Genomic DNA, 25,690 nt, shown 5'->3' with positions numbered 1-25,690 from the left:
GCGGTCAGCCTGCCGCCGAGTGGGGGGTGATCACGAGATTGCCGACCTTGCGGCCGGTGTCGACGCGGCGATGTGCCTCGGGCAGGCGGTCCAGCCCGCCGACGACCTCGGTGACGGGAGCGAACTGCCCGCTCGACACGAGATCGAGTAGGTACCCGAAATCCTCGGCCCGCTCCCGCGCGGGGCCGGCGAGGACCGGCCCGCGTGCCCGGAGGGTGTCGAGCAGGTTCGCGACCGCCAGCACGAGCGAGCCGCCGGGGGCCAGGAGTCGTAGCCCCTCGGCGCGGGAGACGTTGCCTACCGCGTCGAAGACGATGTCGAACCGTTCGTCGAGTCCGGTGACCGGGGTCGTGGTGTAGTCGACCACCCGGTGGGCGCCCAGCCCGGTCACGAAGGCCGTGTTGCGGGCGCTGGTCACCGCGGTCACGGTGGCGCCGAGGTGTGCGGCGATCTGCACGGCGCTGGACCCCACCGCCCCGGAGGCCCCGTTGACGAGCACCCGGTGCCCGGCCCTGATCCTGGCGCGCTCGCGCAGGAACCACAGTGCGGTCGTACCGCCGAAGAGCACCCCGGCGGCGTCGCTGTGCCCTACCCCGGCGGGTTTGGGCACCAGGGAGGCGGCCCGGACGGTGGCGTACTCGGCGTGCGTGCCCAGTCGCATGCCGGTCATCCCGGCGACGAGGTCACCGGGGGAGAAGCGGGTGACGTCCCGGCCGACCCGCTCGATCCGACCGGAGAGCGTGCCGCCCAGGATCCGGGCCCGAGGCCCGCGCAGGCCCACGCCGAGCCGGGCGAGGACGCCGAAGCCCGCCGGGAAGCGGCCGGCGCGCAGCCGGGCGTCCCCGGCGGTGACCGCGGCGGCCTCGACGCGGACCAGCACCTCACCGGGGCGCGGCTCGGGCGTGCGTACGTCGGTGACGACTACCTGCTCCGGCGGTCCGTAACGGACGACGACGGCGGCTCTCATGGCCTCGCCGACTGGATCTTCACCAGGATCGAGCTGCCCGACCGGCGATCGTCGTGGCGGGAGGGGATGCGGCGACGGGCCGCGTCGGCACGAGGGGTCCTGGGCAGGCATCCGTGGGCCCTCACCCTCATCGAGTCGAGAAGGAACCCCGGCCCGGCGCTGCTGCGCCACCACGACGCCGTCCTCGGATGCCTGCGACGCGACGGTTTCCCGGTCGCCCTCGCCGCGCACGCCTTCTCCGTCGTCGACGCGTACGTCTACGGCTTCGTCCTGACCGAGCAGAACCTGCCGTTCGACGCCTCCACCGGTGCCGCCGACTTCGTCGCCGAGGTCGCGCCGCCGTCGGCGGAGTACCCGTACCTCGTCGAGCTGGTCCGGGAGCTCACCGCCAGCGGCGACTACTCGTTCGCCGCCGAGTTCGACTACGGACTCGACGTCATCCTCGACGAGCTGGAACGGCGACGCGGGCACCGTACCGGCTGACCGGACATCGAACGTTACGACTTGACGAACAGCATGTTATCGCTCACAGTCGATGGCCAAGGGGTGGCGCCGCCCGGGGCTCACCGGGCGGGCCCGCGTCGCCGGACCTTGGACAAGGCGTGCGCCACGGCGTGCGGGAGATGGTGTTAGCGCTGACATCTCCCGACCACGCCCGGCCCGTGTGAAGCGGTGCGCCCAGCTTCGGGCAGACCGTTCGGCTGTTGGTCGTTGAAGGAGGATCATGTCTGCCTTGGGCACAGTTCCATCGATCGCGCCGCCGTCGCGGCGGCGGCGCGGGTGGTTGGCGCGAGCCGTCGCCGCCGGTGTGTCGGCAGTGGTGGTCGGTGGTGTCGCCGCCGTCGCGGTGTCGACGCCGGCGGCGGCCGCGACGGTCGACACCAGCGCCTGGTACGTGCTGGTCAACCGCAACAGCGGCAAGGCCCTGGACGTCTACAACCTGGCTACCAACGACGGCGCGCGGATCACCCAGTGGACCCGCAACAACGGCAACCAGCAGCAGTGGCAGTTCGTCGACTCCGGCGGCGGCTACTACCGGCTCAAGTCCCGACTGTCCAACAAGGTCCTCGACGTCTACAACTTCTCCACCGCCAACGGCGCCAGCATCGTGCAGTGGAGCGACGGCAACGGCACCAACCAGCAGTTCCGCCTGGCCGACTCCGACGGCGGCCACGTCCGCCTGATCAACCGCAACAGCAACAAGGCCGTGGAGGTGCAGGGCGCCTCCACCGCCGACGGCGGCAACATCGTGCAGTACGACGACTGGGGCGGCACCAACCAGCAGTGGCAGCTCGTCCGGGTCGATGGCGGCAGCAACCCGCCGCCCACCACGCCGCCACCGGGTGGCACCTGCGGCCTGCCGTCGTCGTACCGGTGGTCGTCGACGGGTCCGCTGGCCCAGCCGAGGTCGGGCTGGGTGTCGCTGAAGGACTTCACCCACGCGCCGTACAACGGCCGGCAGTTGGTGTACGGCACCACGCACGACAACGGTACGTCGTGGGGCTCGATGAACTTCGGCCTCTTCACCAACTGGTCGGAGATGGGTTCGGCCAGCCAGAACGCGATGCCGTTCTCGGCGGTGGCCCCGAGCCTGTTCTACTTCGCGCCGAAGAACATCTGGGTGCTGGCGTACCAGTGGGGTGGGCCGGCGTTCTCCTACCGGACCTCGACCGACCCGACGAACGTGAACTCGTGGGGGCCGGCGCAGACGCTGTTCAGCGGCAGCATCTCCAACTCCGGCACCGGGCCGATCGACCAGGCGCTCATCGGTGACGGGCAGAACATGTACCTGTTCTTCGCCGGTGACAACGGGCGGATCTACCGGGCCAGCATGCCGATCGGCAACTTCCCGAGCAGCTTCGGTACGAACTACACCACGATCATGACCGACACCACCAACAACCTCTTCGAGGCGGTGCAGGTCTACAAGCTCCAGGGTGAGAACCGGTACCTCATGATCGTCGAGGCGATCGGTGCGCAGGGCCGGTACTTCCGGTCGTTCACCGCCACCAGCCTGGGTGGTACGTGGACGCCGCAGGCGGCCACCGAGAGCAACCCGTTCGCCGGCAAGGCCAACAGCGGCGCCACCTGGACCAGCGACATCAGCCACGGCGAGCTGATCCGGACCAACGCCGACCAGACCATGACCATCGACCCCTGCAACCTGCAGCTGCTCTACCAGGGCCGCGACCCGAACTCCGGCGGCGACTACGGCCGCCTGCCGTACCGGCCCGGGATGCTCACCCTGCAACGCTGACGACACGACCGGGGACCGACCCGCTCGTGACCACGAGGGGCTGAGAACCACGGCGGCGGGCCCGGCGCACAGCCGGGCCCGCCGCGTACGTCCCGTCGGCCGGGCGTTCGCGCGGGAGGGCTACCGGGCCCGTTCCACCCGCTCCAGGGCGCTGACGAAGTCCCGCCGCCAACCGGGGGCTGCCCGGTTGGCCTTCGTGGTGGCGCTCCATCGGATCGACGTCACCGGCTCCGCGAGCAGTGCCTCGGCGAAGGCCCGCAGTGGGCGAGTTGCCGTTCGGAGAAGGTGGGAAGGTACTCGAAGGGGCCTTCGGGGCGGTCCGGCGCCGGAGCGGGTGGCCGTTGGACGCCGGGTGGGTCGAGATCGGCCAGGGTGGTCACGAAGTCGTCCTCGCAGTGCCCGGTGAGCATCAGGTCGGCCAGGACGCTCCGCCGCTGGTCGCGCTCTATCTCGTCGGCCAGCAGGGTCACGTGGCTGCCGCCGAGTACGGTCGTCGTGCCGGGCCAGATCGCCTTGGCCACCCGGAGGACGAGCAGGCCAACGAAGACCTGGGACGGTCCCATCAGCGACACCCCGACCATCGTCGGCGGACGGTCGCAACAGGCGCGCAGCTGCTGCTCCAACCATTCCCGCCACGATCCGACGGCACCGCTGACGGCCGCGGTGACCGCCTCCAGTGGGTAGTGCATGCCGGCGACCGGATCGGCGGTGTCGGGCAGGTGCAACGGTGGGGTGTCGTAGAGGCCGGTCTGCGTGAAGAGCCACCGCGCCGCTGCGGACACGCCAGAGCGGTCCTTGCCGTGGTCACCGAGGGTCGGGCCGGCGCGGTCGGCCTGTCTGGCGAACCGTCTGAGCAACAGGATGTTGAGGTCCAGCACCTCCACCCGGAAACCACCGCGCGCCGCAGCGGTCGCGAGGATCGCCGGACCCAGTGGCGGATTCGTGTCCGACGGTGACGGCGGTGGTACGACGATCAACGCATCGCAGGGCGAGGACGGTGTGTCCGGTGACGGGGACCAATCGGCCCGAGGTGATGCCATGGGCACCTCACACGACAGAGGCATCGACTGTCGCCAGTGTATTTAGTGGCGTTCGTCGGGTCTACGTGTGGTTGAGTATCGTGCGTAGGTCTCGAATTCGGAAATCCGACGGACATTTGCGGAATGCAAAACCCGGATGGGCGAACAGGTAGGTCGTCCCGCCGGCGACCTCCGCCAGGTGCATGTCGCCGGCTGAATCACCAATGATCACTATCTCCTCGAACGGGGCACGGGTCGCGAGGTACTGGGCCAGTACGTCCTTCTTGGTGGTCTGCACGTCCCGGACATGTTGATCCACCGCGAAGGCGCGGTCCGGGGTGAAGTAGTCGGTCAACTCCAACAGCTTGAGAAACATGTCCAAGGTGCCGGGGCGGGTGTTGGAGATGACGATCTGCTGGTGCCGGGCGGCGATCCCGGCCAGGACGTCGTTGACGTGCGGGGTCGGTTGCATCCACCGGTACTGCAGCTCGGGCCGCTCCTCGGAGAGCGTGAAACAGGCGTCCTGCAGTTGCAGGTGGCGCTCATGCGGCTCCTCGGGCAGCAGGAAGGCGAAGTACTCGTACCACTTGTGCCCGTAGAGGCGTCGGCCGTCGGCGTACCCGAAGCGGGGCGTGTAGCCGAACGACGACAGGACCTCGTTGGAGATGTCGACCACCGCCCGGTCGTTGCCCTGTTCCAGTACGCCGTGCAGGTCCCAGACGAAGAGTTTCACTTCTCGGCCCTCCCAGGGTTGCGTGGGATCGTCATTCGTTCACCCCGAGAACGAGGGTGGATTTGCGTCCGGTATGGGCTGACCGGAGATTGCCTGCAGCATCTCGGACAGTTGTTCCACCAGTGGGCTCGCCAACCCCTGTCCCGACAGGTCGGCGACGGCCGCGCGGAGCGTGGACAGGGCGCGACCGTCGACCGTCTCATGGCGTACAAGATAGATGTCAATGAAGGTGTAGAGGTCGACGTAACGACGTTGCGCCGGGATGATCCGGAACGTCGGGCTCTCGAACATCGCCAACACCCGGGTCGACGTACGCTCGTGCGCCTGGTGCGGCGGTTCGTCCAGAAACGGCGGGCGGCCCGTCCGGACGTCCCCGTAGTAGTAGAGGACGTAACCGCGGTTGCACGCCCGGAACACGGCGTCGTACTGCAACAGCGCGAAGAAGCGCGCGAGCGCCTGGTCCGACCGGTGGTGGCACAACGCCCACAGGATCGCGCTGAGCAGGAACTCGTCGCGTTCCCGGTGCAGCAACGCGTCCAACTGACGCTGAGCCTGCGGGCTCGTGCGCGAGATCAGGTAGACCAGCAGGTTGCACACGGTGAGCCGGTCGGCCTGGTCGATCCCCGGTTCGTCACGGATCTGCCGGTACGAGGCGGACAGCCAGTCGCCGAGCCGCTCGTCGGACAACTCCTGCAACTGTCCGGCGAGGTGATGTCGGACCTCCCTGGTCAGGTCCCGTCGCAGTAGGGCGGTGGCCTGTCCGGCGGTCAGGTCGGAGAGCAGACGATCCCGGATGTGGCGGGCCAGCAGATACTCGTAGAACGAGTAGTGCAGGAACTCGCCGATGTCGATGCCGTGCAGGGTGCGCCGGTCGATGACCTGGTCGAGAGCCCGCACCGTGGGGCTGCGGCCACGCCCCCTGGTCAGGGTGACGTGCAGATCGGCGATCGGGATGGCGTCGGCGGACAGTCCCCGGGAGTGGACGAACCAGGCGGCGGTCTGCCAGAGCGCCAACGAGTCGCCGGTCCAGTCGGGATGACCGCTGCGTACCGCGAAGTCCGTGGCGTGACCCAGGCGGGTCAGGTACTCCCCGTACAGGCCGCTCGTGCTGGTTATCCGGGTCGCCGCGTCCTGGCCGATGAACGTCAACATCCGAGCGTAGAGGGGCCGGGTCACCAGTCCGGTCAACCGCTGCGAGGTCACCACCGTGCGATACAGATCCGGGTCGGTGATCAACCCGTGCCGTTGCAACCGGAGCAGGTAGTCGGCGAACTCGGTCTCCACCGACCAGCCCCGGAGCACGAAGACCTCGTCGAAGCTGATCTCCGTGGTCTCGAAGGCGATCCACTCCTCGTACTCCCGGGTGCGCGAGGTGACCAGCACGGGAGCGTGCCGCATCAGGTTCAGCAGGGCGGTGGCCAGCGGGCCGCCGCCGAACAACTCACTCGCCTCGTCCAACCCGTCGACGAGCACCACCGCACCGGGCAGCCCCGCCAGATCGAGTCCCGCCCCGCGCAACGTGTCCAGCAGCGCCACGGCATCCAGCGCCCGCAGCGGGAGCGGCAACCGGCCGGCCGACAGCAGGGCAAGCGCCACACCGTAGAGCGTGAGGCTCTTGCCGGATCCCGGCTCGCCCAGCAGGAGCACCGACTCACCGCGACGCAGCCGGGCCACCAGTGCCACCACGGACTGCTCACCCGGCCCGGCGGCACGATCGTGGTACGCGGCCAGTCGTCCCGGCACGAAGAGACCCATCCGGTGCAACTCGGCCAGGCTCAGATCAAGGGGGTACGCGGTCCGCCGCCGGCCCAGTCGACCGACCAGGCCGGCGGAGAGCCGGTCCAGCCGGTCGGGCCGCTCGTCGAGCAGGCTCACCCGTCCGCTGCTCGTCCGCGCGGGTGCCACGGGATCACTGGACGCCGCCGGCGGGACTGCGGCCGCCGGGCGGGCGGCGCCGTCCTGGCCGGGCGTGCCCTCGCCGCGTGACCTGTCGCCCTCGGGCAGAGCGGCCAGCACGACGGTCAGCGCGACCAGGAGCACCGCGAGGACACCGAGGGTGTGCCAGGGGTGGGTGCGCACCAACTCCAGCAGCCCGGGCCAGCGTTGCTGTGCCGACGCCTCGTTGGTGATCAGGCCGGTCAGGACGGTCGCCGCGGTGAGCAGACCGGTGATGACGACCGCCACCACCACTCGGGGGTTCCGCCACATCGGTGATCCTCGTGAGCATTCGGCGTCGGTGGGCTGGCATCAGCCGACGGTAGTCGTAAATTGACTCCTGGCTATCACCCGGGACGGCCGGAAGGCCGCCCGATCATCCATAGGTCGGGTGTGACGAGGTGGTTTCGGTCGGTGGGTGTCCTTCGTCGGCAGGTCGACACCTGCCGGTAGACTCCGACCCCGGGCGTCACCAGGGTGCACCGTTCGATAGCACTGCGTAGTGTCGCTGACTACAGTGGACTTCGGTTTCGTTAGCCTTCGGGTACCGATCGAAACAGGTGACTGGAGCGGCTGTGGGGCGGAGAACACTTGTCAACGGCCGCTACGAGTTACTGCAGCGGCCCTCCGAACAGGGAGCCATGGGGGAGGTCTGGTTCGGCCGGGACATCCGGCTCGACCGGCAGGTGGTGGTCAAGTTCATCCGGTTTCCCGCCGGTGACCAGGCGGCCGAGAACGACTACACCCGGCGCTTCGTCCGCGAGTCGCGGATCACCGCCCACCTGGAACATCCAGGCGTGCCGGCCGTCTACGACGTGGGCACCCACAAGGGACGGCCGTACCTGGTCATGCAGCGCATCCGGGGGGTCAGCCTGCGCACCCTCCTGGTCGAGGAGGGGCGCCTGCCGATCGGCTGGGTAGCTGCGGTGGCCGCCCAGGTCTGCGCGGTGCTCTCCGCGGCACACCGGGCCTCGCTCATCCACCGCGACCTCAAGCCGGGCAACCTGATGCTGGAGCCCGAGGGCACGGTCAAGGTGCTCGACTTCGGGCTCGCCGTCGCGCCGGCGCTCAGCAACTCGTCGCTGATCACCGTGACCGGGCTCATGATGGGCACACCGGAGTACATGGCCCCCGAGCGGATCGAGTCGAACGTCAGCGGCCCGGCCAGTGACATCTACGCGCTCGGCTGCACCATCCACGAGCTGCTCACCGGCCGGCGCCCCTTTGCCGGCGCCACCCCCTTCGAGGTGATGAACCGGCAGGTCCGCGACGAGCCCCCACCGCTGCGCCAGGCCCGGCCGGAGGTGCCGGTCGGGTTGGAGGCCCTGGTCCTGGAGATGCTGCGCAAACGCCCCGAGGAACGGCTCGCCGACGCCGACGTGGTCCACCAGCTGCTGCTGGCGTACGTGACCGACCTCGCGCCCATCCCCGGCGTGGTCGAATCACCGACCACCCCCAACGGGGTACGCCTCTACGCCCGCGCCCTGAGCAGGATGCTCGCCGCCGGGCCGCGCCCGGTCACCGTCGGCGCCTTCACCGAGGGCCACGTGCTGACCCTGCGCTCGGAGCAGGCCGACGCCTTCTTCGCCGACGGCGACTACCGGCAGGCCGCAGCGGTCTACCGGCTACTCGCCGACGACGTCGCCAACCGCCACGGCCCGCTCTCCGAGCGGGCCCTGACCTACCGGTCGAGGGTGGCGACCTGCCACGCCCTGCTCGGACTCACCGACCAGATGAGCGAGGAACTGGCCGGGCTGATCGACGACCACACCAAGGTCTTCGGCCCGAACGACCACCGGACCGTGCAGTTGCGGCGGCAGTTCGGGCTGCGCCGGATGGGCCGGGCCGGCCCGGAGGGTGCCGACGAGGCCCGGCCGGACATCCCCACCGACCTGCCCCGTCGGCAGAGCGCCGAGGCCACCGACCTCAACGAGTTCGTCGCCGTCCGCCGCCCCTTCCGCCTCAACCGCCGCTCGTGACCGTTACCGTCGATGCGCCTGGCCCGCCTCCAGCATCGACCGACCCGGCCCGTCGGCCTGTCGAGCTGAGGTCGGCTCCTAACCTCGGCGACGCCGCGACACCAGGTCCAGGGCGGCGGCCCGCCACCGCGGATGGTCGAACGTGAACCCGGCCTCCGAGAGTCGGCGAGGGACGACCCGCCGGCTCTTCAGCAGCAGTTCGGTGTCTGACCGGATCGCGAACGCACCGACCTCGGCCATCCATCTGGTGGCCGGCAGACCGACGGGCATCCGCCAGGCCGCCCGCAGTTCCCGGATGAACTCCCGGTGCGGCACCGGACCCGGAGCGGCCAGGTTGACGGGGCCGGTGAGATCGTCGCGTGCGATCAGGAACCGGACAGCCCGGACGAAGTCCAGATCGTGGATCCACGAGACGTACTGGCGGCCACCGGCTACCGGTCCGCCGAGCCCGAGCCGCGCGAGCCAGCTCAACACGTCGAACACCCCACCGCGGTCGGGGCTCATCACCATGGCCGACCGCAGGGCGACCTTCCGGGTGTACGGGGTCTCCGCCCGCTCCTGCTCCGCTTCCCAGTTCCGCGCGATCTCGACGCTGTACGCCCAGTACCCGGGCACCCCGTGCTCACTGCCGCCGATCAGACCGCTGTCCTCGTCGTTGGCCGCGTCGAGGCGGTGGGCGTAGATCGTCGCGGTGCTCATCTGCAGCCACACCCGGGGCGGACGGGCTGCCCGGGCGATGGCCTCGCCGACGACCCGCGTCGACTCCACCCGCGAGCGCATCATGGCGTCGAGGTTCTCCGCGGTGTACCGGCAGCTCACACTGCGGCCCGCCAGATTGACGACCACGTCGCTGCCGTTGATCTGCTCGGCCCAGTCGCCGAGCGTGGCACCGTCCCAGTAAACCTGACGCTCGCCCCGGGGCGAACGGGTCAGGAGGACCACGTCATGGCCCGCCTCCGTCAACGCCCGGTCCAGGATCGAACCGACCTGCCCGGTGCCACCGGGAATGACGACCTTCACGAGCCCCCCCCACCCGGTACCTTCGCGCACCGTTCCCCTTCATGACGAGCCTACGCGGCAGCGCAGTCCGTTGTCGGTCCCGTGCACGACGACATCGTGATGTCCGTCGAGGGGGCTGAGAGGGCCGTTCACCTAACTTTGCGTGGCACCCACGTACGTAGTTTTCGCCGACGCGGAGCCGAATGGCGCCACCGTACCTTCACGTCAAGCACTCGCATCGGAGGTACTGTGAAGAACCTGCTCACCCGCAGCCTGCTCCGCGTCACCATGACCATCGGCCTGGTGGCGTCCGGTCTCGTGGTCGCCGCCCAGCCGGCACTGGCCGCCGACACCACGGCCCTGCGCAACTACGCCACGAAGCGATGCCTAGACAGCTCTGGCAACTCGGTCTACACGCTTCCCTGCTACTCGAACGTCCACAATCAGCACTGGATCCTCAACGTGGTGAACGGGGGGTACACCTTCGTGAACCGGGCCTCCGGCTGGTGCCTGGACAGCAATTTCAACGGCGCCGTGTACGCCCTGCCGTGCAACGGAGGCAACCACCAGATCTGGGACATGATCGGCAGTGATCACGGGATCACCTCGTACCTCTGGGGCAACCGGGCGACGGGCCTGATCCTGGACAGCAACTTCGACGGCGCGGTCTACACCGGGCAGTCCAATTGGGGACAACACCAGTGGTGGACCCGACTCGGCGCATGATCTCCGCGGCTTTCCACGGCAGCGGCGATCTCGAGTGGGCGGTCCGTCAGACGGGATTTGCTCGGGCGGGAAGGGCGTGGTCGGTCACGCGGGCGCGATCCTGCTGCGTGAATACGCGGACCGGGTCGGGCTGACCGGCGGGTTGGACCCGGTCGAGCAGCTGTTCGGCGCGGGCGTCGGTGGCGCGGTAGCCATCGGCGCTGGTACGCACGCGTCCGGCAGTGTCGCGGACGGAGGCGGCTGCCGTGCCGATGCCGTCCACGAGGGTCCGCTGCACGCCGCCGAGCAGCACCGGCATCATCGCGCAGAGCTGCCCGTACGCCTCGGAGCCGAGCCGGACGTGCTGGCCGGCGGCGCGGGCGGTGTCGAGGCTGGCGGCGGTGCGGTCGAGGTGCCCGGCGTGTGCGGTCAGGTCCCCGGGGCGGACCTGGAGGGGGTCACGCACCGGTGCCACCCGGACCGGGCCGGTACGCGTCGATGACAGCCTGCCCGGCCGGGTCGTCGCCGAGGGTGTCCCGGGTCGCGTCGGTGACCTGCCGGAGCAGGTCGGCGTGGGCGGCCCGGGTGGTGGCCAGGACCTGCCGGGCGGTCTGCGCGGCGGAGTGCTGCCGGGTGCTCTCGTCCAGCCGCAGGTCCAGGAGCCGGCCGGACGAGTCGACGGTGGCCGTGATGCTGCGGTCGGGACTCTGCGCGGTGCCGGTCAGCTTGCGCATCCGCGCCGCCAGGGACCGGGCCCGCTGCGCCCGGTCGGCGAAGCCGGCCTCCCAGTCGTCGAGCCGTCGCGCCGCCGCGTCCAGCGCGGCCTCGTCGGACCACATGCCGACCCTCCCCAGGGGACCCCACCGGCCGCGACCGGCACCGACCACACGAGGCCGGCAATCACACCAGCGTCACCCGTCAGGATCGCCACCGACAGCGATGCCGCGCCACGGTGACGGTACCAACCGGTCGCTCTGCGTACCGGTGGTGGGGGTTGCCGGTCAGGCGACCCGGGCGACCGTCCCGGCGGGGGCGGCCGGTACCGCGTCCGGGTGCAGGATCGCCGCGATCGCCTCGACGCCGTCGACGAGTCGGGGGCCGGGGCGTACCACGAGGCCGTCCCCGTCGATCGCCCAGATCGCCGCGTCGGGGAGCCGCTCGGCGACCAGCCGGGCCTGTTCGACCGCGCCCGGCAGATGGAAGCCGCAGGGGGAGACCAGCACCACGTCGGGGGCCGCCTCGACGAACTCCGTCCAGGTGGTCTGGGCCGTCCGGCTGCCGGGGCGGGCGGCCACCGGTTCCCCGCCGGCGGCGCGTACCAGGTCGGGCACCCAGTGTCCGGCGGGGAAGGGCGGGTCGACCCATTCGACCACCGCGACGCGGGGTCGTGGTCGCCCGGCGACCGCTGCGGCCACCGCCGCGAGTCGTCCCCGCAGGTCGGCCACGAGCGCGCCGGCCCTTTCCGGTACGCCGGTACGCTCGCCGACCTCCATGATGGTCGCCAGGACCTCGTCCAGCGAGTACGGGTCCAACGACAGCACGTCGGCGCGGCAGCCGAGATGGTCGAGGGCGTCGGAGACGTGCCCGGACGGCAGGGCGCAGACCCGGCACAGGTCCTGGGTGAGGATCAGGTCGGGCGCGAGCCCGGACAACGCGTCGGCGTGCAGGGTGTAGAGGTCCCCACCGGCGGCCAGCTGCGCGCGTACGTAGTCGTCGATCTCGGCGGGGCTCATGCCCCGGGTGTCCCGGCCGCCGACGACCACGGTGGCGTCGGTGCGGGCGGTCGGCGGGTGGTCACACTCGAAGGTGACCCCGACGAGGTCGTCGCCGAGGCCGAGGGCGTGGACGATCTCCGTCGCGGAGGGGAGCAACGACACCAGGCGCATGCCTCCCATGGTGCCCTGTCCCGCCGCTCGGCCCGTACCCGGTGCTCAGCGGGCCGGACGGGCGCGCCGCCGCCGGCCGATGAGCGTCACCACGACGAGCCCGGCAAGCGTGGCGAGCGTGCCGGCGGCCACGGCGAGCCAGGTCCACCGGCGGTCGTCCGGGGCCGCGGCGGCGGCCGGGGCGGGCGTGGGCGGGGCGACCTGCGGCGCGGTGGGGTCGGCGACGGTGAACGGGTACGAGCCCTGGACCGGATGGCCGTCGGCCGATACCACCCGGTACGCGACCAGGTAGCTGCCGTTGGGCAGGGTCTCGGTCAGCCGGGCGGTGCCGGTCGCGCCGGTGACCACCGGGTCCGTCGCCGCGATCCGGCGGCTGCTGGCGTCGGTGACCACGATGGTGGTGAAGGCGGGGTCGATGCGCTGCTGGAAGTCCAGGGTGATCTGGGTCGGTGCGGTGGTCAGGGTGGCGTTCTGGGCCGGGGTCGCCGCGCGCAGCGAGTTGTGCGCCCACGCCGGTGTGGGCGTGCCGAGCAGGACCACCACGACACCCGACAGCGCCAACACGATTCGGGTTCTCATCCGAGTAGCTGCTCTCCGATCCAGCCGCCGGCCGGGCAGCCGGGCGGTACGGCGAAGACGGCCGACCCGATCGGGGTGGTCCACTCGTTGAGCAGGTCCCGCTCGGCGAGCCGACGTTGGATGGGCAGGAACTGGCGTTCGATGTCGGCCTGGTAGGCGGCGAAGACCAGACCGCTGTCGGCGCTGCCGTCGGCGGCCGGTACCCCGTCGTAGTTGTAGGGCCGGCGCAGGATCCGGAACCGGTCGTCGGTGACGTGGGCCCGGGTGAGGTGGGAGAAGTCCGGGATCACCGTCAGCCCGGACTCGTCGGTGGCGGCGAAGTCGGGCTCGTCGCGTTCGGCGGTGCCGGTCAGCGGTGCGCCGGTGTCCAGCCGACGGCCGACGGCCAGTTCCCGGTCGGTGCGGCCGAGCAGGTCCCAGGTCTCCATGTCCATCCGGATCCGCCGCACGACCAGGGTGCTGCCGTCGCGCAGCCACGGCGGCCCGTCGGGGATCCAGACGGCGGTGTCCAGCGGGGTGCCGGGTTGCGGGTTGGCGGTCCCGTCGAGCTGGCCGAACAGGTTGCGCTGGGTGTGTCCGCCGGCCTCGACGCCGGGGCTGCGGCGGAATCCCTGCTGCACCCACCGGACGGTGGCGAACGGCCGGGAGTCCTTGACCAGTACGCGTTGGGCGTGGGCGACGGTGATCGGGTCGTCGGCGCAGATCTGCAGCAGCAGGTCCCCACCGGACCAGGCCGGCTGGAGCCGGTCGATGCGGAACGACGGCAGGTCGACCACGGACGCCGGTCGGCGGTCGTCCAGCCCGGCGGCCCGGTACAGGCCGGGCCCGAAGCCGAAGGTGACGGTGAGTCGGGCCGGCAGCAGCCCGAGTTCGGCCTCGGTGTCGGCCAGCGCCGGCCGGCCCTGGGTCAGCCGGGCGGCGTCGTCGCTGAGCAGCCGCAGCAACCGGCCCAGTGCCGCCCGGTCGGTCGCCGGGCGCAGGGTGAACGCCACGAACGCCGCGTGCGCCTGCGGTTCGGTGGCGATCCCGGCCTGGCGGGCACCGTGGAACGGCTCGACCGCCGTACCGACGGCCGCCACCGGCACCGGCGGGGTGGCCGGGGCGTCCGGTCGGCCGGTGCCGACGGCGACCGCCGCGCCGCCGGCCAGCGCGCCACCGGCGGTGAGGGCCCCCGCGGCGAGCAGCCCACGTCTGCTCACCGCGGGGGAGCCGGGGGCACCGGTCACGACGCCGGGCTCATGGTCATCCCGGGCGTCGCGCTGCCGCCCGGCATCGGGCTGGGCCCGCCGTGCTCGGGGGAGTAGCTCTCCTGCGCGCCGGTGAACGGTTTCGACACGGCCGTGAACCGCTGGCTGCGGCCGTCGGCGAAGGTGAGGGTGATGGCCAGTTCGGCGCCGGCCGGGACCGGCTCGCGCAGGTCCATCAGCATCAGGTGGTCGCCGCCGGGCTGCAGTACGTGGCTGCTGCCGGCCTTGATGACCACACCGCCCTCCTTGGGCTTCATGACCATCTTGCCGTCCCGCATCGCCATCTCGTGTACCTCCATCACCGAGACGTCGGTCGAGGCGCCGGTCAGGGTGACGTCGGTGTCCCCGGTGTTGGCCAGGGTGGCGAAGGCCGCCGTCATGCCGGTGTCGGCCGCCTTCACCCACGGGTCGCGGATCTCCAGCACCCCGGCCCCGGCGTCCGTCGGCGTCGAGGCCGAGGGCGGGGCGGACGGGCTGGGCCCGCCGGTGGTCGTCGTGTCGGAGGACCCGCAGCCGGTGGCCGCGACGGCCAGGACCAGGGTGCCGGCCAGGAGGAGGGCGCGGCGTCGGCCGAGCCGGGTACTGCTGCTCATCGGTTACCTTCTCGTGATCGTGATTCCTCCTGGTTGGTCGGGCGAGGGGTTGATCCGGTTCCCGCCGTCCTTCAGCGCGTCTGCGCTCAGCGGCGGAGTTCCTCGGTCAGGGCGGCCATGAAGACCTCGACCTCGTCGAGGGTGTTGTAGACGTGCGGTCCGACCCGCAGCCAGCCCCGCCAGCTGCAGATCATGTTCCGGTCGGCCAGCCGCCTTTTGACCGCCTCACCGTCGGGCACGTCCAGGCACACCACCCCGCCCCGCCGGTGCGGTTCGACCGGGCTGACCACCTTGATGCCGGCGGCCCCGGCCAGCTCCAGGACCCGCCCGGTCAGCGCCAGCGAGTGCCGTCGGATCGCCGGGACGCCCACGCCGGCCAGCAGGTCCAGCCCGACCTGGGAGACCAGCGAGGTCAGCGGGTACGGGGTGCCGCCGGCGAAGCGCTGGGCGTCGGCCGCCCACCCGGTCGACCGGCGGAAGGTCAACGCCCGGTCGCCGGCCTGCCAGCCGGTGGCCGCCGGCTCCAGCGTCGCCGCCAGCTCCGGGCGGACGTACAGGAAGGCGGTGCCCACCCCGCACAACCACTTGTGTGCCCCACCGAGCACCACGTCGACGCCGAGCGCGGTCACGTCCAGCGGCACCGTCCCCACGGTCTGGAAGGCGTCCACCACCACCAGCGCGCCCACCTGGTGGGCCCGGTCGACCAGGCGCGGCAGGTCGATGGTGGCGCCGGAGGTGAAGCTGGCGTGCGGCACGCAGACCAGCAACGTCCGCTCGTCGATCCCGGCGTCGAGGGCGTCGAGGTCGAAGTCCGGCCCCCCGGAGCCGACCACCACGGGCCGGGCGCCGTAACGGCGGAACGCGTCGAAGATGAACGGCACGGTCGGGAACTCCAGGTCGGTGGTGACGACCCGGTCGCGGGGCGGGCGGTAGTCGAAACAGGACGCCACCCGGGCCAGCAGGGTGCTCAGGTTGGCGTCGGTGATGACGCTGCCCGGCGGCGCGCCGATCAGGGCGGCCACCGAGTCGGCGTACCGGTCGAGGCCGACGTGCCAGCCCTGCCAGACGTCGTCCCGCCAGGTACGCAGGGTGTCCCAGTAGTCGGTCAGCACCCGCTCGGCCGCCCGGGGCACCGCGCCGGTCGAGTTGTTGTTCAGGTAGACACAGGTCTCCAGCAGGGGAAACTCGGCGCGTAACGCCGTGTGGGCGGCGGGGTCCAGGCACCGGGGCGTCTCGATGTCGGGTGCCAGTTCGGGTGCGCTCACGCGGGGCAGCCTCCAGTCGGTTCGGTAGGTGACGGCGCGCCGGACTCGGGGGCGACGGCGGTGAAGACCGCGATGCCCCGGGTGGCCGCCAGGTAGGGCGTACCCTCGGTGTAGCCGGTGCCGGGGCGGGGGCCGAGCATCCGGGTGGCCAGCCCGTGGTGGGTGCGCCGCCACTGCAGCACGGCGGTGGAGAAGCCGTGCAGCTGCCCGACCAGCAGGGCCTGCTCCGCGGCGTCGAGCCGACCGCCGCGTACCGCCGCCCGGTACGCCTCGTCGACCGAGGGCTGCCCGGCGCGTACCCGGTCGCGGACCTCCGGCACCGACCGGTAGGCGGCCGAGTCCAGCCGCGACCGGTCGGGGGTACGGCACAGCGACTCCATCAGCTTGTAGGACCGGGACTGGATGGCGCTGGCCCCCTCGGTGTACGCGCGGAACGTGCGGAAGGCCGCCGGCTGCATGGTGGCCAGCAACGAGAAGAGCGGACTGGCGGTGCTGAGCAGCTCCCGGGCGTACGCCAGCCGCTCGGCGGCGGTGCGGGCCGCCCCGGCGGCCAGCGCGGCGATGGTCGCGTGCAGCTCGGCGGCGAGCCCCACGAAGAGACACTCGTACGCCTGGAGCACCCGGATGAACAGGTACTCGTCGTGCGACACGTAGACCGGCAGCATGCTCAGCCGCAACGCCTGCCGGTCGGTCGGGTCGTCCAGGGCGGTGACCATGGCGTGCAGCGCGGCGGCGGCCGCCGCCGCGGCCGGTTCGGCGACCGTCGTGGTGGTCAGGCCCAGCCGGCCCAGCGCCGGCCGGACCGCCCGCAGGCCCAGGCGGCAGCGCTTGGCCACCACCTGCGGCCCCGGACGCAGCTCGGCCAGGAGGTCGGTGTCCACCCCGGCGGCCAGCTCGAACGCCAACGCGTCGGCGACCAGGCCGACGAGCAGCCGGTCCCGGGCCCGGCGCGCGTCGGTCGGCTCGACGGCGTCGTCGGTCTGTCGGGGCGGGCCCGTCAGCCGGAGCACCGGCAGGGCCAGGTAGCTGCGGTAGTCGTACCGACCGTCCCACTTGTCCAGTGCCACGTCCAGGAAGTCGCACAGCAGCCGGGCGTCACCCGTGGGCCGGTCCGCCGCCGGACGCACCCGGATCCGGCTCTGGTCGAGCAGGGCGAGCAGGTCCGGGGCGACGAAGTGCTTGCCCACCCGGTGGAACTCCCGCAGCACCGGTGAGTAGGGGAAACTGTCGGGTTCGGCCGCGCCGGACAGCCAGCGGGTCACATCGCGCACGTGGAGCACCTCGGGATTCCAGTCAGATCGGGACGGTGCGGGTCGAACTCCGGCTGTCTCAATCCGTCCGGGAGGCGCGCTCGACCGTGCTCGGCTGCGGTGGCCACAGCTCCGGGAAGAACCGGTGTTCGACCAGCCGGGCGAGCATCGTCGCCGGGCTGCCCGGGGTGCCGGCGGGGGCGTGACCACCGATGCGCAGGGCGATCTGGTAGTGCCGGGCCCGCCAGTGCGACACCTGCTCGTCCCACGTCCACATGGCCTCGGCCAGCCGGCGGGCGGGGTCCGTCGGATCCGCCTCGCGCAGGGCCGCCGGGGTGACGCGCCGGGCGGCGAGGTGGGCGGCGAAGGACCGGCCGAGCTGCCGGCTGACCGCCTGGAGCCCTCGCCAGCCGGGTGACTCGGCACCGGAGCCGTTGCCCAGCGCGGGCTGCATCGTCTGGAAGTCGGCCGGGCGGAGGTGTTCCAGCATGTCGAGTTGCGCGGTGACCAGCCGGACGCCCAGCGTCGCCCGGACCAGCAGGGCCTCGGCCGCCGCCGGCTGGTCGGCGTCGAGCCGGGTGAGTGCCTCGGTCAGCTCGGCCACGGCGAGCTTCAACCACAGTTCGGTGGACTGGTGCACCACCTGGAAGAGCAACTCGTCGCGGTGCAGCATCTCCGCCGGCCGTCGCTGCAGGTCGAGCAGGGCGTCGGTACGCATGTAGCGCGCGTAGTCCGTGGTGCCGTCGCCCGGCAGCATCGGGCAGTGGTCCCGCTTCACGCAGTGGTCCCTTCGACTCGGCGTCGGCGCGTCGGAGACCGACGGCGTGCCGGCGCGTGGCAGCGGCAATTATGCAGGCCGATGTGCCGATGTGTCACTACCCGATCACCGAAGGTCCCCCGGGGTCGGCGGGGCCCGCGTCGGCAGGCCGGGACCCGCTTCGGGTACGACCCGCCGGGTTTGTCCATCTGCGGCTCGGGGAAGATGGGGTCCCTACTGTCCGCCCCGACCGTGTGGAGGGACCCTTTTCATGTCCGACAACGTCGGCGACGCCGTGGGTGACGCGTTCCGTGCCGTGCTGCTGTTCCTGCCGAAGGCGCTGGCCTTCGTGGCGATCCTGGTCGCCGGCTGGCTGGTCGCCAAGGCCGTTCTGAAGATCGTCGACAAGGTGCTGGAGCGGGTGGGCTTCGACCGGGCCGTCGAACGCGGCGGCATCCGCACCGCACTGGCCAGGTCCAGGTACGACGCCAGCGACATCGTCGCGAAGCTCGCCTACTACGGCGTGCTGCTGCTCACCCTCTACCTGGCCTTCGGCATCTGGGGACCCAACCCCATCTCCGACCTGATCGCCGGCATCATCGGCTGGTTGCCCCGTGCCTTCGTGGCCATCGTCATCATCGTCGTGGCGGCGGCCATCGCCAACGCGGTCAAGGACATCATCAGCAGCGCCCTGGGCGGTCTGTCCTACGGGCGGATGTTGGCCAACGTGGCGTCCTGGTTCATCCTCGGCCTGGGCGTCATCGCCGCGCTCAACCAGATCGGCATCGCCACCACGGTCACCACGCCGGTACTGATCGCGGTGCTCGCCACCGTCGGCGGCATCCTGGTGGTGGGTGTCGGCGGCGGGCTGGTCCGGCCGATGCAGTACCGGTGGGAGGGCTGGCTCAGCCGTGCCGAGCAGGAATCCCGCACCATCGTCTCGCACGCCCGCGCCTACCAGGCCCGGCGGGATGAGGAGGCGGCTCAGGCTCGGCGGGATGAGGAGGCGGCTCAGGTCCGACGGGACGAGGAGGCGGCTCAGGCCCGGCGGGACGAGGAGGCCGCTCAGGTTCGGCGGGACGAGGAGGCCGCTCAGGCCCGGCGGGACGAGGAGGCCGCTCGGGCCGCCGCGGCCGGCCCGGCTGCTCCGGGCGACTTCGACCCCGACGCCACCGGTGTGATCCCACAGGACGACCCGGAGGCCACCGGCGTGATCCGGCGCGACGACCCCGAGGCCACGACCGTCATTCCCCGGCCCGACCTGGCGGCCACCACCATCATGCGGCGCGACGACCCCGACGCCACCGGCGTGATCCCGCAGGACGACCCGGAGGCGACCGGCGTGATCCGGCGCGACGACCCGGAGGCCACCACGGTCATCCCGCGCGACGACCCGGAGGCCACGGGGGTCATCCGGCGCGACGACCCGGAGGCGACCGGGGTGTTGCCGCGCGGCGATGTGGACGCGACCCGGTTCATCCCCCGGCAGGGCGGCGGCACCGACGGCGAGTCGACCCGGCGCCCGGACGGGGCCGACGAACAACGCTGAGCCCGCCCCGGCGAACCGCACCCGGTTCGGCGCGGAAGTACCCAGGCCGGGGCCGTCGACACCAGTCGGCGGCCCCGGCCGCTGTCGTGTCCGGGCCGACGAGGGGACCCTCCGCTGATCGGGTCCGCGCCCCGCGCCGCCCCACCGCTGCGCCGCCCCACCGCACCGCACTGCCCGCCCGGCCGCACCGGCGGATCGACCGGCGGAAGTTCACTGTCGGGTTGTTTACTCTGTGCTACGCCGATGTTACGTGCCTACGATGTGCGGGCTCCTGACCGGGCGGATCAGGCCGGCCCGCGCTGCGCCCGTCCGGCCACCGTCCGGCTCTTCCCAAGATCGGAGAGCGTGTGACGATCCGGGTGGTCGTGGTGGAGAGCATGGGCCTGTTACGTGGGGCGCTCTGCGCCGCGTTGTCCGGGCAGCCGGACATCGACGTGGCCGCCGAGGCCGCCGCGGTGGCCGACCTGCCCACCGTCGTCCGACGTGAACGGCCGGACGTGGTCGTGGTCGACCTGCCCTCGGACGCGCCACCGGAGACCTTCGAGGCGATCGGCGAGGTCGAACGGGTCGCCCCGGGCACCGCCGTGTTGGCCATGTGCGGCCGGTGGAACCCCAGCGTGCTGCGGGCCGCCGTGGCCGTCGGGGTGCGTGGTTTCCTCGGTAAGGACGGACCGGTCGACGAACTGGTCCGGATGGTCCGGTCGATGGCCGCCGGGGAGCGGGTGATCGACCCGACCGCGGCGGTGGCCGCCCTGAAACCCACAGCCTGCCCGCTGACCAGGCGGGAGTTGGAGGTGCTGCGGACCGTCGCCGAGGGGCTGCCGCTGAAGGAGACCGCAAGACGCCTCTTTCTCGCGCACGGCACCGTACGCAACCATCTCTCCGCGATCCTGCACAAGACCGGCAGCCGCAACCGGTTGGAGGCGATCCGCCGGGCGCAGCGCGACGGCTGGTTGTGACCCAGTCCGGTCGCGGAAGGCGAGCCGGCTTCCGCGAGATTGCGCACTGCTCGACGGGCGGTCCGGGGTCCGTCGTGTTGCAATGGTCACCGACGGTCGCCGGGTGGCGCACGTGTCGCTCCCTACCGGTGCGAGAGGAAAGGCCGCCGTGATACGTACTCTGCTCGCGCTCGACGGTGCCCTGGTGCGGGGCGCTCTGGCGCTCGTTCTCGACGCCCAGCACGACATCAGCGTGGTGGCCGAACTCGACCGGGGCGACCGGGTCTCCTCGGTGCTGCGGGAGCACCGTCCCGACGTCGCCGTGGTCGACCTGGCGCTGCTCGACGGGGACGTCGGCGCGGCGGTGGGGCGGTGCCCGGTGCTGGTGCTCGCCGAGCCCCGGCGCGCCCGCGACCTGTGCGACATGCTCGCCGAGGGACGTACCGTCGGCATCCTCGGCACCGACGTGGCGCCGCAGAGCGTGGTCGACGGGGTCCGTCGGCTGGCCCGGGGCGAGCCGGTGGTCGACGCGAACCTCGTCGTCGCCGCGCTGGACGGGACGAGCCCGCTGACCGACCGGGAGACCGAGATCCTGCGGCTGACCGCGGCCGGGTCGCCGGTCGCCGAGATCGCCGTGAACCTGCGGCTGTCGCCGGGCACGGTCCGCAACAACCTGAGCCGGATCACCCGCCGGTGCCGGGCGCGGACCCGGGTGGAGGCGGTCCGGGTGGCCCAGGAGGCGGGTTGGATCTGATCGACCGAGGTCGTCGCTCACCGCGCCGGTAGTACCGCCTGATCGTCCCAGTAGCCGACCAGTTCCCGGTAGGTCGCCGAGTGGTCCAGCAGTTCCCGGTGCCCACCCAGCTGTGGTGTGCCACCGTCGAGGACCAGCACCCGGTGGGCCCGTAGCGCGGAGCTGATCCGGTGCGCCACCACCAGCAGCGTGCCGTCGCGGGCGGCGAATGCCTCCTCCACCCGTGCCTCGGCGGCCGGGTCCAGGTGGCAGGTGGCCTCGTCGAGGATCACCAGTGCGGCGGGGGCCAGCCAGGCCCGGGCGGCGGCGATCAGCTGCCGCTCACCGGCGGAGAGCCGCGCCGGGTCGACCGGGGCGGCCAGCCCACCGAGCCGGTCGGCCAAGGCCCCGGCGCCGACGGCGTCGAGCGCGGCCCACAGCGCCGCCGCGTCCACCGTCGGTCGGAGGTAGCACAGGTTGTCGGCGAGCGTGCCGGTGAAGACGTACGCCTCCTGCGGCACCAGCACCCGCCGCCCGGCCAGCACCTCCGGTGGGGTGCCCCGCACCGGGCGTCCGGCCAGTTCGACCGTGCCGGCCTCCGGGGTGACCAGGCCGGCCAGCAGGGCGGCCAGGGTGGACTTGCCGACCCCGCTGGGGCCGACCACGGCCAGGTGGTCGCCGGCCGGCAGGGTGAGGGAGAAATCCGAGAGTACGGCCCGAGCCCGGGGCCCGTGCCGGAAGGTGACCCGGCACAGCCGCCCGGCCACCGGCGTGTCCGGGCCGGTACCGACCCGCCCGGGGGCCATCGTCGGTGTGCCGCCGACCGGGGGACCGGTCCAGGTCGGACCGGTGGGCGGGACGCTGGTGCGCAGGATCCGGTCCAACGTCACCACGTACCGCAGCCCGCCGCCGCCCACCCCCTGCACCAGGGCGTGCAGGGCCGGCTGCAGGCCGGTGCTGACGTAGACCAGCGCGCCGAGCACCTCCCCGGGGGTCAACCCCTGGCGGACCAGCCACGGCGCGGCGAAGAGCAGCACCGCCAGGGGCAGCCAACCGCCGAGCCCGAGACTGATGCTGCGGACCGCGGTCATCCGGGCCACGGTCCGCTCGGCGGTGGCCTGTGCGCGTACCCGCCGGTCGACCTCGGCGACCACCCGGTCCTGCGCGCCACAGGCCCAGACGTCGCGGTGCCCGGCCAGGGCGGTGGCCGCCGCCTCGCCGAGCGTCTCACCGGCGCGCACGTACCCGCCCTGGTGGCGGGCCATCGCGGGCAACGCCGCCGCGAACACCGCCAGACCCACCACCAGCGGCACCGCCACCAGGGCAGCCACCACCGGGGCCAGGGCGAGCAGCCCGAGCAGGGCCGCGGTGCCGGAGAACAGGAAGCCGCGTACCACCATCAGCAGGCCGCCGAAGGTGTCCCGGACCAGCTCCACCTGGTGGGTCAGCCGGGTCACCGCCGCGCTGCGTGGCTCCCGGGTCACCGCCGCGCTGCGTGGCTCCCGGATCACCGCCGCGCTGCGCGGCTCCCGGATCACCGTCGTGCCGGGTGGGTCGGCGGTGGCCGGTGCGGCGGCCCGGGTGGCGTCGTGCAGGGTCGCGGTGACCACCCGGGTCACCAGGTCGTCGCGGAACGGCTCCACCACCGCGCCGAGCCCCCGGTACACCCGGCCGGTGGCCGCCGCGGCGATCAGCACGGCCGTCGCGAGCAGCGCGAGCCAGGCCAGGCCGGTACCGAACCGTCCGGCGAGGAATCCCTGGTCCACCGCGCGGGCCAGCAGGTAGCCGGTCAGCAGGGTCGGCAGCGACTCCAGCACCGACCAGCCGGCCAGCCGGCCGACCGCCGACCGTCGGTCCCGCAGCGCCCGCCAGGTGACCCGGCCCACCCCGGCACCCACCCGGGCGCCGTTCACCGTTTCCCCCCGGTCCCGGCCGGCGTACCCGCCGGGGTGCCGGCAGCGGCCGTCGGGCCGGTGGGTGGGGCGGGAGGCCCGCCCGGTGTCGCCGCGGTCGCATCCGCCGGGCCACGCGGTGTCGCGACCGGGTCGGTGGGGGTGAAGACCGCGCGGTAGGCCGGGTCGGCCCAGAGCCGTCGGTGCGGGCCGACCGCCCGTAGCCGGCCCGCGTCGAGCCAGGCGACCAGGTCCGCCGCCGCCGCGGTGGCGACCCGGTGGGTGACGATCAGGCGGGTACGGTCACCGGCCCGTCCGGCCACCGCGCGGGCGATGCGGTGCTCGGTGGCGGTGTCCAGGCTGGACGTCGCGTCGTCGAGGATGAGCAGCCGCCCGGCGGCCAGCGCCCGGGCCAACCCCAACCGCTGTGCCTCGCCGCCGGACAGCGGCGCGGCCTCGGTGCGGGTCCGGAAGCCGTCGGGCAGCCGGGCGACACAGTCGGCGATGGCGGCGTCCCGGGTCGCCCGCAGCACCGCCGCGCCGGCCGGCGCGGAACCGGCGGGTGGGGCGGCGGATCCGGGCGGCAGCGCCAGGCCGACCGCCTCGTGGATGGTCGCCCCGACCAGCACCGGCCGCTCGAAGGCGTAGCCCACCGCGGTGCGCAACGCGGCGTGGTCCCACTCGGCCAACGGCACCCCGTCCAGCAGCACCTCGCCCTCGTCGGGGTCGTACAGTCGGCCGGCCACCGCGGCGAGCGTGGACTTGCCGGCCCCGGACGCCCCGACCACCGCCAGCGTGGCGCCGGCCGGCACGTCCAGCTCGACGCCGTCGAGGATCGGTCGTCCGTCGTCGGCACGTACGGTCACCCGGTGCAGCCGCAACGCACCCCGACCCGCCGGCACCGGCCGGTGTCCGTCCGGGGTGGCCGGTCGGGCCAGCAGCTCGGCGACCCGGCCGGCCCCGGCCCGGCTGCGGACCAGCCGGTTGAGCGTGGCCACCACCGCGCCCAGGCCGGCGCCGAGGGCGGCGTACCGGACGGCGGCGACGAGTTCCCCCGGGGTGAGCCAGCCGGCGCTGAGGGCGTACCCGCCGACGGCGATCACGGCCAGGCTGAGCAGGGGCGCGACGGCGGCGGTCCGGGCGCTGGCCCGGGCCAGCGCCTGCCAGCCGTGCCGGCCGTGCCGGGCCAGCTCGGGCAGGGTGGTCAGCACCCGGTCGACCTCCCGGTCGGTGGTGGCCGCGGCGGCGACGGTACGCGCCCCGCCGCTGGCCTCCAGCAGCCGCCCGGCGATCGCGCCCAGGGTCCGCTGGTACGCCCCGACGGCGGCGGAGGCGTCGGCGACGAAGGCCCGCATCAGCACCGCGAGCACCACGAGCCCGGCCAGCAGGGTCAGCCCCAGCACCGGCTCCAGCAGGGTCAACGCGACCACGCTGCCCACCGGCGGCAGCAGCGACACGACGCCCAGCACCACCGCGTTGCCGGCCTGCCCGGTGTCGGCGGCCTGGGCCACCAGCCGGCCCACCAGGTCACCCACCGGATACCGGCGGACCTGCCGGACGTCGAGTGCGAACAGGTGGCGCAGCAGGCGGACGCGGACCCGTTCGGTGGCCCGCGCCGCCCCGTACCCGGTGGCCAGGTCGCCGACGGTGTCGGTGACGATCAGGAGGGCCACCAGGGCGCAGGCGGCCACCGGCCACCAGCCGCCGTCGCCGCCCAGGGCGGCGTCGACGGCGCGGCCGAGGGTGAGCGGCAGCAGCAACTCGGCGACCGCACCGGCCAGGGCGACCACCGCCAGCCCGAACGTCCAGCCGCCGCCGGCGCGTACCGCCCAGCGCAGCAGCCGGTCGGCTCCGGCGGGTACGTCCATGCTGTCCTCCCACGCACAGCGGCCCCGGGCGGTGTTGCGTCCACCGCCCGGGGCGCCGTGCTGCCGTGATCAGTTGCAGGTGGTGACGGAGAGGGAGCTGTCGCCGCAGAGCAGCAGGCTCGCCTTGCTGCCGTCGCCGGTGCGGTCGGCGGGGGCCATCTCCATGCCCTGGAGGTCGAGGAGCGCCATTCTGGTCACCTCCTTTCGAATCGGTAGGTCACGGTCACCGCGCTGGGGCCGAGAGGTCAGTTGCAGGTGGTGACGGAGAGCGAGCTGTCGCCGCAGAGCAGCAGGCTCGCCTTGCTGCCGTCGCCGGTGCGGTCGGCGGGGGCCATCTCCATGCCCTGGAGGTCGAGAAGCGCCATCGTGGTCACGTCCTTTCGAGAGGTCGAGCAGAAGTGCGGGGGAACGGAGGTCAGTTGCAGGTGGTGACGGAGAGCGAGCTGTCGCCGCAGAGCAGCAGGCTGGCCCGGCTGCCGTCGCCGGTGCGGTCGGCGGGGGCCATCTCCAGGCCCTGGAGGTCGAGAAGCGCCATGTCG

At 72.7% G+C, this 25,690-nt stretch carries 25 protein-coding genes and 1 pseudogene; 7 read left to right on the top strand and 19 right to left on the bottom strand.

Annotation, left to right across the window (positions count from 1 at the left end; genetic code table 11):
• Nucleotides 1-4 precede the first annotated feature (4 nt).
• Nucleotides 5-967: an NAD(P)-dependent alcohol dehydrogenase gene (locus GA0070617_RS17430; protein ID WP_091439190.1), complete on the bottom strand. Its 963-nt coding sequence runs from the start codon at nt 965-967 to the stop codon at nt 5-7.
• Between GA0070617_RS17430 and GA0070617_RS17425 the strand changes: the two genes are divergently transcribed.
• Nucleotides 926-1,450: a TetR/AcrR family transcriptional regulator C-terminal domain-containing protein gene (locus tag GA0070617_RS17425; RefSeq protein WP_280519283.1), complete on the top strand. Its 525-nt coding sequence runs from the start codon at nt 926-928 to the stop codon at nt 1,448-1,450. The two genes, GA0070617_RS17430 and GA0070617_RS17425, sit on opposite strands and share 42 nt — an antisense overlap.
• A gap of 241 nt (nt 1,451-1,691) precedes the next feature.
• On the top strand, nt 1,692-3,224 hold the full coding sequence (locus tag GA0070617_RS17420; protein WP_091439184.1) for a non-reducing end alpha-L-arabinofuranosidase family hydrolase: 1,533 nt from the start codon (nt 1,692-1,694) through the stop codon (nt 3,222-3,224).
• Nucleotides 3,225-3,445: 221 nt separating this feature from the next.
• On the opposite strand, the gene GA0070617_RS17415 is transcribed toward GA0070617_RS17420, so the two are convergent.
• The 3 genes from GA0070617_RS17415 to GA0070617_RS17405 form a co-directional block, all read right to left on the bottom strand.
• Complete coding sequence (locus tag GA0070617_RS17415) at nt 3,446-4,108, bottom strand: radical SAM protein (RefSeq protein WP_139135692.1); 663 nt, start codon at nt 4,106-4,108, stop codon at nt 3,446-3,448.
• A 217-nt stretch (nt 4,109-4,325) separates the two neighbouring features.
• Nucleotides 4,326-4,976 (bottom strand): HAD family hydrolase, encoded by a 651-nt coding sequence (locus tag GA0070617_RS17410; RefSeq protein WP_091439178.1) that lies wholly within the window; start codon nt 4,974-4,976, stop codon nt 4,326-4,328.
• Between the two features lie 39 nt (nt 4,977-5,015).
• Entirely contained in the window at nt 5,016-7,184 is a 2,169-nt protein-coding gene (locus tag GA0070617_RS17405) for an NACHT domain-containing protein (RefSeq protein ID WP_139135691.1), read from the bottom strand.
• A 368-nt stretch (nt 7,185-7,552) separates the two neighbouring features.
• On the opposite strand from GA0070617_RS17405, the gene GA0070617_RS17400 reads away from it, so the two are divergent.
• The gene (locus GA0070617_RS17400; protein ID WP_091439170.1) at nt 7,553-8,890 is read left to right on the top strand and encodes a serine/threonine-protein kinase; all 1,338 of its coding nucleotides are present in this window, start codon (nt 7,553-7,555) and stop codon (nt 8,888-8,890) included.
• 78 nt (nt 8,891-8,968) lie between these two features.
• Here the strand turns inward: GA0070617_RS17400 and GA0070617_RS17395 are convergent, their stop codons facing one another.
• On the bottom strand, nt 8,969-9,910 hold the full coding sequence (locus GA0070617_RS17395) for a TIGR01777 family oxidoreductase (RefSeq protein ID WP_091439167.1): 942 nt from the start codon (nt 9,908-9,910) through the stop codon (nt 8,969-8,971).
• Between the two features lie 228 nt (nt 9,911-10,138).
• Here GA0070617_RS17395 and GA0070617_RS17390 point away from each other — a divergent pair, with 228 nt between their 5' ends.
• Nucleotides 10,139-10,615: an RICIN domain-containing protein gene (locus tag GA0070617_RS17390; RefSeq protein WP_175440567.1), complete on the top strand. Its 477-nt coding sequence runs from the start codon at nt 10,139-10,141 to the stop codon at nt 10,613-10,615.
• Between the two features lie 46 nt (nt 10,616-10,661).
• On the opposite strand, the gene GA0070617_RS17385 is transcribed toward GA0070617_RS17390, so the two are convergent.
• From GA0070617_RS17385 to GA0070617_RS17345, 9 genes are all read right to left on the bottom strand, one after another.
• Nucleotides 10,662-11,060, bottom strand: coding sequence for a type VII secretion target (locus tag GA0070617_RS17385; RefSeq protein WP_229688581.1), 399 nt, complete (start codon nt 11,058-11,060; stop codon nt 10,662-10,664).
• A complete protein-coding gene (locus tag GA0070617_RS17380; protein WP_091439158.1) occupies nt 11,053-11,433 on the bottom strand; it encodes a YbaB/EbfC family nucleoid-associated protein in 381 nt (126 codons plus the stop codon). Before GA0070617_RS17380 ends, GA0070617_RS17385 begins: the two co-directional genes overlap by 8 nt.
• 162 nt (nt 11,434-11,595) lie before the next feature.
• Entirely contained in the window at nt 11,596-12,480 is an 885-nt protein-coding gene (locus GA0070617_RS17375) for an ABC transporter substrate-binding protein (RefSeq protein ID WP_091439154.1), read from the bottom strand.
• Nucleotides 12,481-12,525: 45 nt separating this feature from the next.
• Complete coding sequence (locus GA0070617_RS17370; protein WP_091439150.1) at nt 12,526-13,059, bottom strand: copper resistance CopC family protein; 534 nt, start codon at nt 13,057-13,059, stop codon at nt 12,526-12,528.
• Complete coding sequence (locus GA0070617_RS17365) at nt 13,056-14,285, bottom strand: Dyp-type peroxidase (protein WP_091439147.1); 1,230 nt, start codon at nt 14,283-14,285, stop codon at nt 13,056-13,058. Before GA0070617_RS17365 ends, GA0070617_RS17370 begins: the two co-directional genes overlap by 4 nt.
• On the bottom strand, nt 14,282-14,899 hold the full coding sequence (locus tag GA0070617_RS17360) for a copper chaperone PCu(A)C (RefSeq protein ID WP_091439144.1): 618 nt from the start codon (nt 14,897-14,899) through the stop codon (nt 14,282-14,284). Before GA0070617_RS17360 ends, GA0070617_RS17365 begins: the two co-directional genes overlap by 4 nt.
• A gap of 86 nt (nt 14,900-14,985) precedes the next feature.
• On the bottom strand, nt 14,986-16,164 hold the full coding sequence (locus GA0070617_RS17355) for an aminotransferase class V-fold PLP-dependent enzyme (protein ID WP_229688582.1): 1,179 nt from the start codon (nt 16,162-16,164) through the stop codon (nt 14,986-14,988).
• Complete coding sequence (locus GA0070617_RS17350; protein ID WP_229688583.1) at nt 16,161-17,435, bottom strand: tryptophan 2,3-dioxygenase family protein; 1,275 nt, start codon at nt 17,433-17,435, stop codon at nt 16,161-16,163. The genes GA0070617_RS17355 and GA0070617_RS17350 overlap by 4 nt, the downstream gene beginning before the upstream one ends.
• Nucleotides 17,436-17,493: 58 nt before the next feature.
• Nucleotides 17,494-18,192: a tryptophan 2,3-dioxygenase family protein gene (locus tag GA0070617_RS17345; protein ID WP_091439138.1), complete on the bottom strand. Its 699-nt coding sequence runs from the start codon at nt 18,190-18,192 to the stop codon at nt 17,494-17,496.
• A 250-nt stretch (nt 18,193-18,442) separates the two neighbouring features.
• Between GA0070617_RS17345 and GA0070617_RS32190 the strand changes: the two are divergent.
• The 3 genes and pseudogenes from GA0070617_RS32190 to GA0070617_RS17330 form a co-directional block, all read left to right on the top strand.
• A pseudogene (locus GA0070617_RS32190) lies at nt 18,443-19,207 on the top strand (membrane protein); the annotation flags it as partial.
• Between the two features lie 860 nt (nt 19,208-20,067).
• Entirely contained in the window at nt 20,068-20,679 is a 612-nt protein-coding gene (locus tag GA0070617_RS17335; protein WP_091439130.1) for a response regulator transcription factor, read from the top strand.
• A 148-nt stretch (nt 20,680-20,827) separates the two neighbouring features.
• The gene (locus tag GA0070617_RS17330) at nt 20,828-21,412 is read left to right on the top strand and encodes a response regulator transcription factor (RefSeq protein ID WP_091446584.1); all 585 of its coding nucleotides are present in this window, start codon (nt 20,828-20,830) and stop codon (nt 21,410-21,412) included.
• 17 nt (nt 21,413-21,429) lie between these two features.
• Here GA0070617_RS17330 and GA0070617_RS17325 read toward each other — a convergent pair whose 3' ends face one another.
• The 5 genes from GA0070617_RS17325 to GA0070617_RS17305 form a co-directional block, all read right to left on the bottom strand.
• Nucleotides 21,430-23,304: an ATP-binding cassette domain-containing protein gene (locus GA0070617_RS17325; protein WP_229688584.1), complete on the bottom strand. Its 1,875-nt coding sequence runs from the start codon at nt 23,302-23,304 to the stop codon at nt 21,430-21,432.
• Complete coding sequence (locus tag GA0070617_RS17320) at nt 23,301-25,151, bottom strand: ABC transporter ATP-binding protein (RefSeq protein WP_091439126.1); 1,851 nt, start codon at nt 25,149-25,151, stop codon at nt 23,301-23,303. Before GA0070617_RS17320 ends, GA0070617_RS17325 begins: the two co-directional genes overlap by 4 nt.
• Nucleotides 25,152-25,220: 69 nt before the next feature.
• The gene (locus GA0070617_RS17315; protein ID WP_091439122.1) at nt 25,221-25,340 is read right to left on the bottom strand and encodes a SapB/AmfS family lanthipeptide; all 120 of its coding nucleotides are present in this window, start codon (nt 25,338-25,340) and stop codon (nt 25,221-25,223) included.
• A gap of 56 nt (nt 25,341-25,396) precedes the next feature.
• Nucleotides 25,397-25,516 carry a SapB/AmfS family lanthipeptide gene (locus GA0070617_RS17310; protein ID WP_091439122.1) on the bottom strand — a complete coding sequence of 40 codons (120 nt, stop codon included), beginning with the start codon at nt 25,514-25,516 and terminating at the stop codon, nt 25,397-25,399.
• Nucleotides 25,517-25,566: 50 nt separating this feature from the next.
• Nucleotides 25,567-25,686, bottom strand: coding sequence for a SapB/AmfS family lanthipeptide (locus GA0070617_RS17305; RefSeq protein WP_091439120.1), 120 nt, complete (start codon nt 25,684-25,686; stop codon nt 25,567-25,569).
• Between the last annotated feature and the right edge of the window lie 4 nt (nt 25,687-25,690).

Origin of the sequence: Micromonospora yangpuensis, assembly GCF_900091615.1 — a bacterium.
Classification (GTDB): Bacteria; Actinomycetota; Actinomycetes; order Mycobacteriales; family Micromonosporaceae; genus Micromonospora; species Micromonospora yangpuensis.
Note: the sequence above shows the minus strand (reverse complement) of the source record. Positions and strands in the feature narration are given on the sequence as shown.

What these genes read in the sequence shown, in the direction of transcription:
- GA0070617_RS17430 (WP_091439190.1), bottom strand. Translation starts at nt 967, where the DNA reads ATGAGAGCCGCCGTCGTCGTCCGTTACGGACCGCCGGAGCAGGTAGTC.
- GA0070617_RS17420 (WP_091439184.1), top strand. Translation starts at nt 1,692, where the DNA reads ATGTCTGCCTTGGGCACAGTTCCATCGATCGCGCCGCCGTCGCGGCGG.
- GA0070617_RS17405 (WP_139135691.1), bottom strand. Translation starts at nt 7,184, where the DNA reads ATGTGGCGGAACCCCCGAGTGGTGGTGGCGGTCGTCATCACCGGTCTG.
- GA0070617_RS17400 (WP_091439170.1), top strand. Translation starts at nt 7,553, where the DNA reads ATGGGGGAGGTCTGGTTCGGCCGGGACATCCGGCTCGACCGGCAGGTG.
- GA0070617_RS17380 (WP_091439158.1), bottom strand. Translation starts at nt 11,433, where the DNA reads ATGTGGTCCGACGAGGCCGCGCTGGACGCGGCGGCGCGACGGCTCGAC.
- GA0070617_RS17375 (WP_091439154.1), bottom strand. Translation starts at nt 12,480, where the DNA reads ATGCGCCTGGTGTCGTTGCTCCCCTCCGCGACGGAGATCGTCCACGCC.
- GA0070617_RS17370 (WP_091439150.1), bottom strand. Translation starts at nt 13,059, where the DNA reads ATGAGAACCCGAATCGTGTTGGCGCTGTCGGGTGTCGTGGTGGTCCTG.
- GA0070617_RS17360 (WP_091439144.1), bottom strand. Translation starts at nt 14,899, where the DNA reads ATGAGCAGCAGTACCCGGCTCGGCCGACGCCGCGCCCTCCTCCTGGCC.
- GA0070617_RS17320 (WP_091439126.1), bottom strand. Translation starts at nt 25,151, where the DNA reads ATGGACGTACCCGCCGGAGCCGACCGGCTGCTGCGCTGGGCGGTACGC.
- GA0070617_RS17315 (WP_091439122.1), bottom strand. Translation starts at nt 25,340, where the DNA reads ATGGCGCTCCTCGACCTCCAGGGCATGGAGATGGCCCCCGCCGACCGC.
- GA0070617_RS17310 (WP_091439122.1), bottom strand. Translation starts at nt 25,516, where the DNA reads ATGGCGCTTCTCGACCTCCAGGGCATGGAGATGGCCCCCGCCGACCGC.
- GA0070617_RS17305 (WP_091439120.1), bottom strand. Translation starts at nt 25,686, where the DNA reads ATGGCGCTTCTCGACCTCCAGGGCCTGGAGATGGCCCCCGCCGACCGC.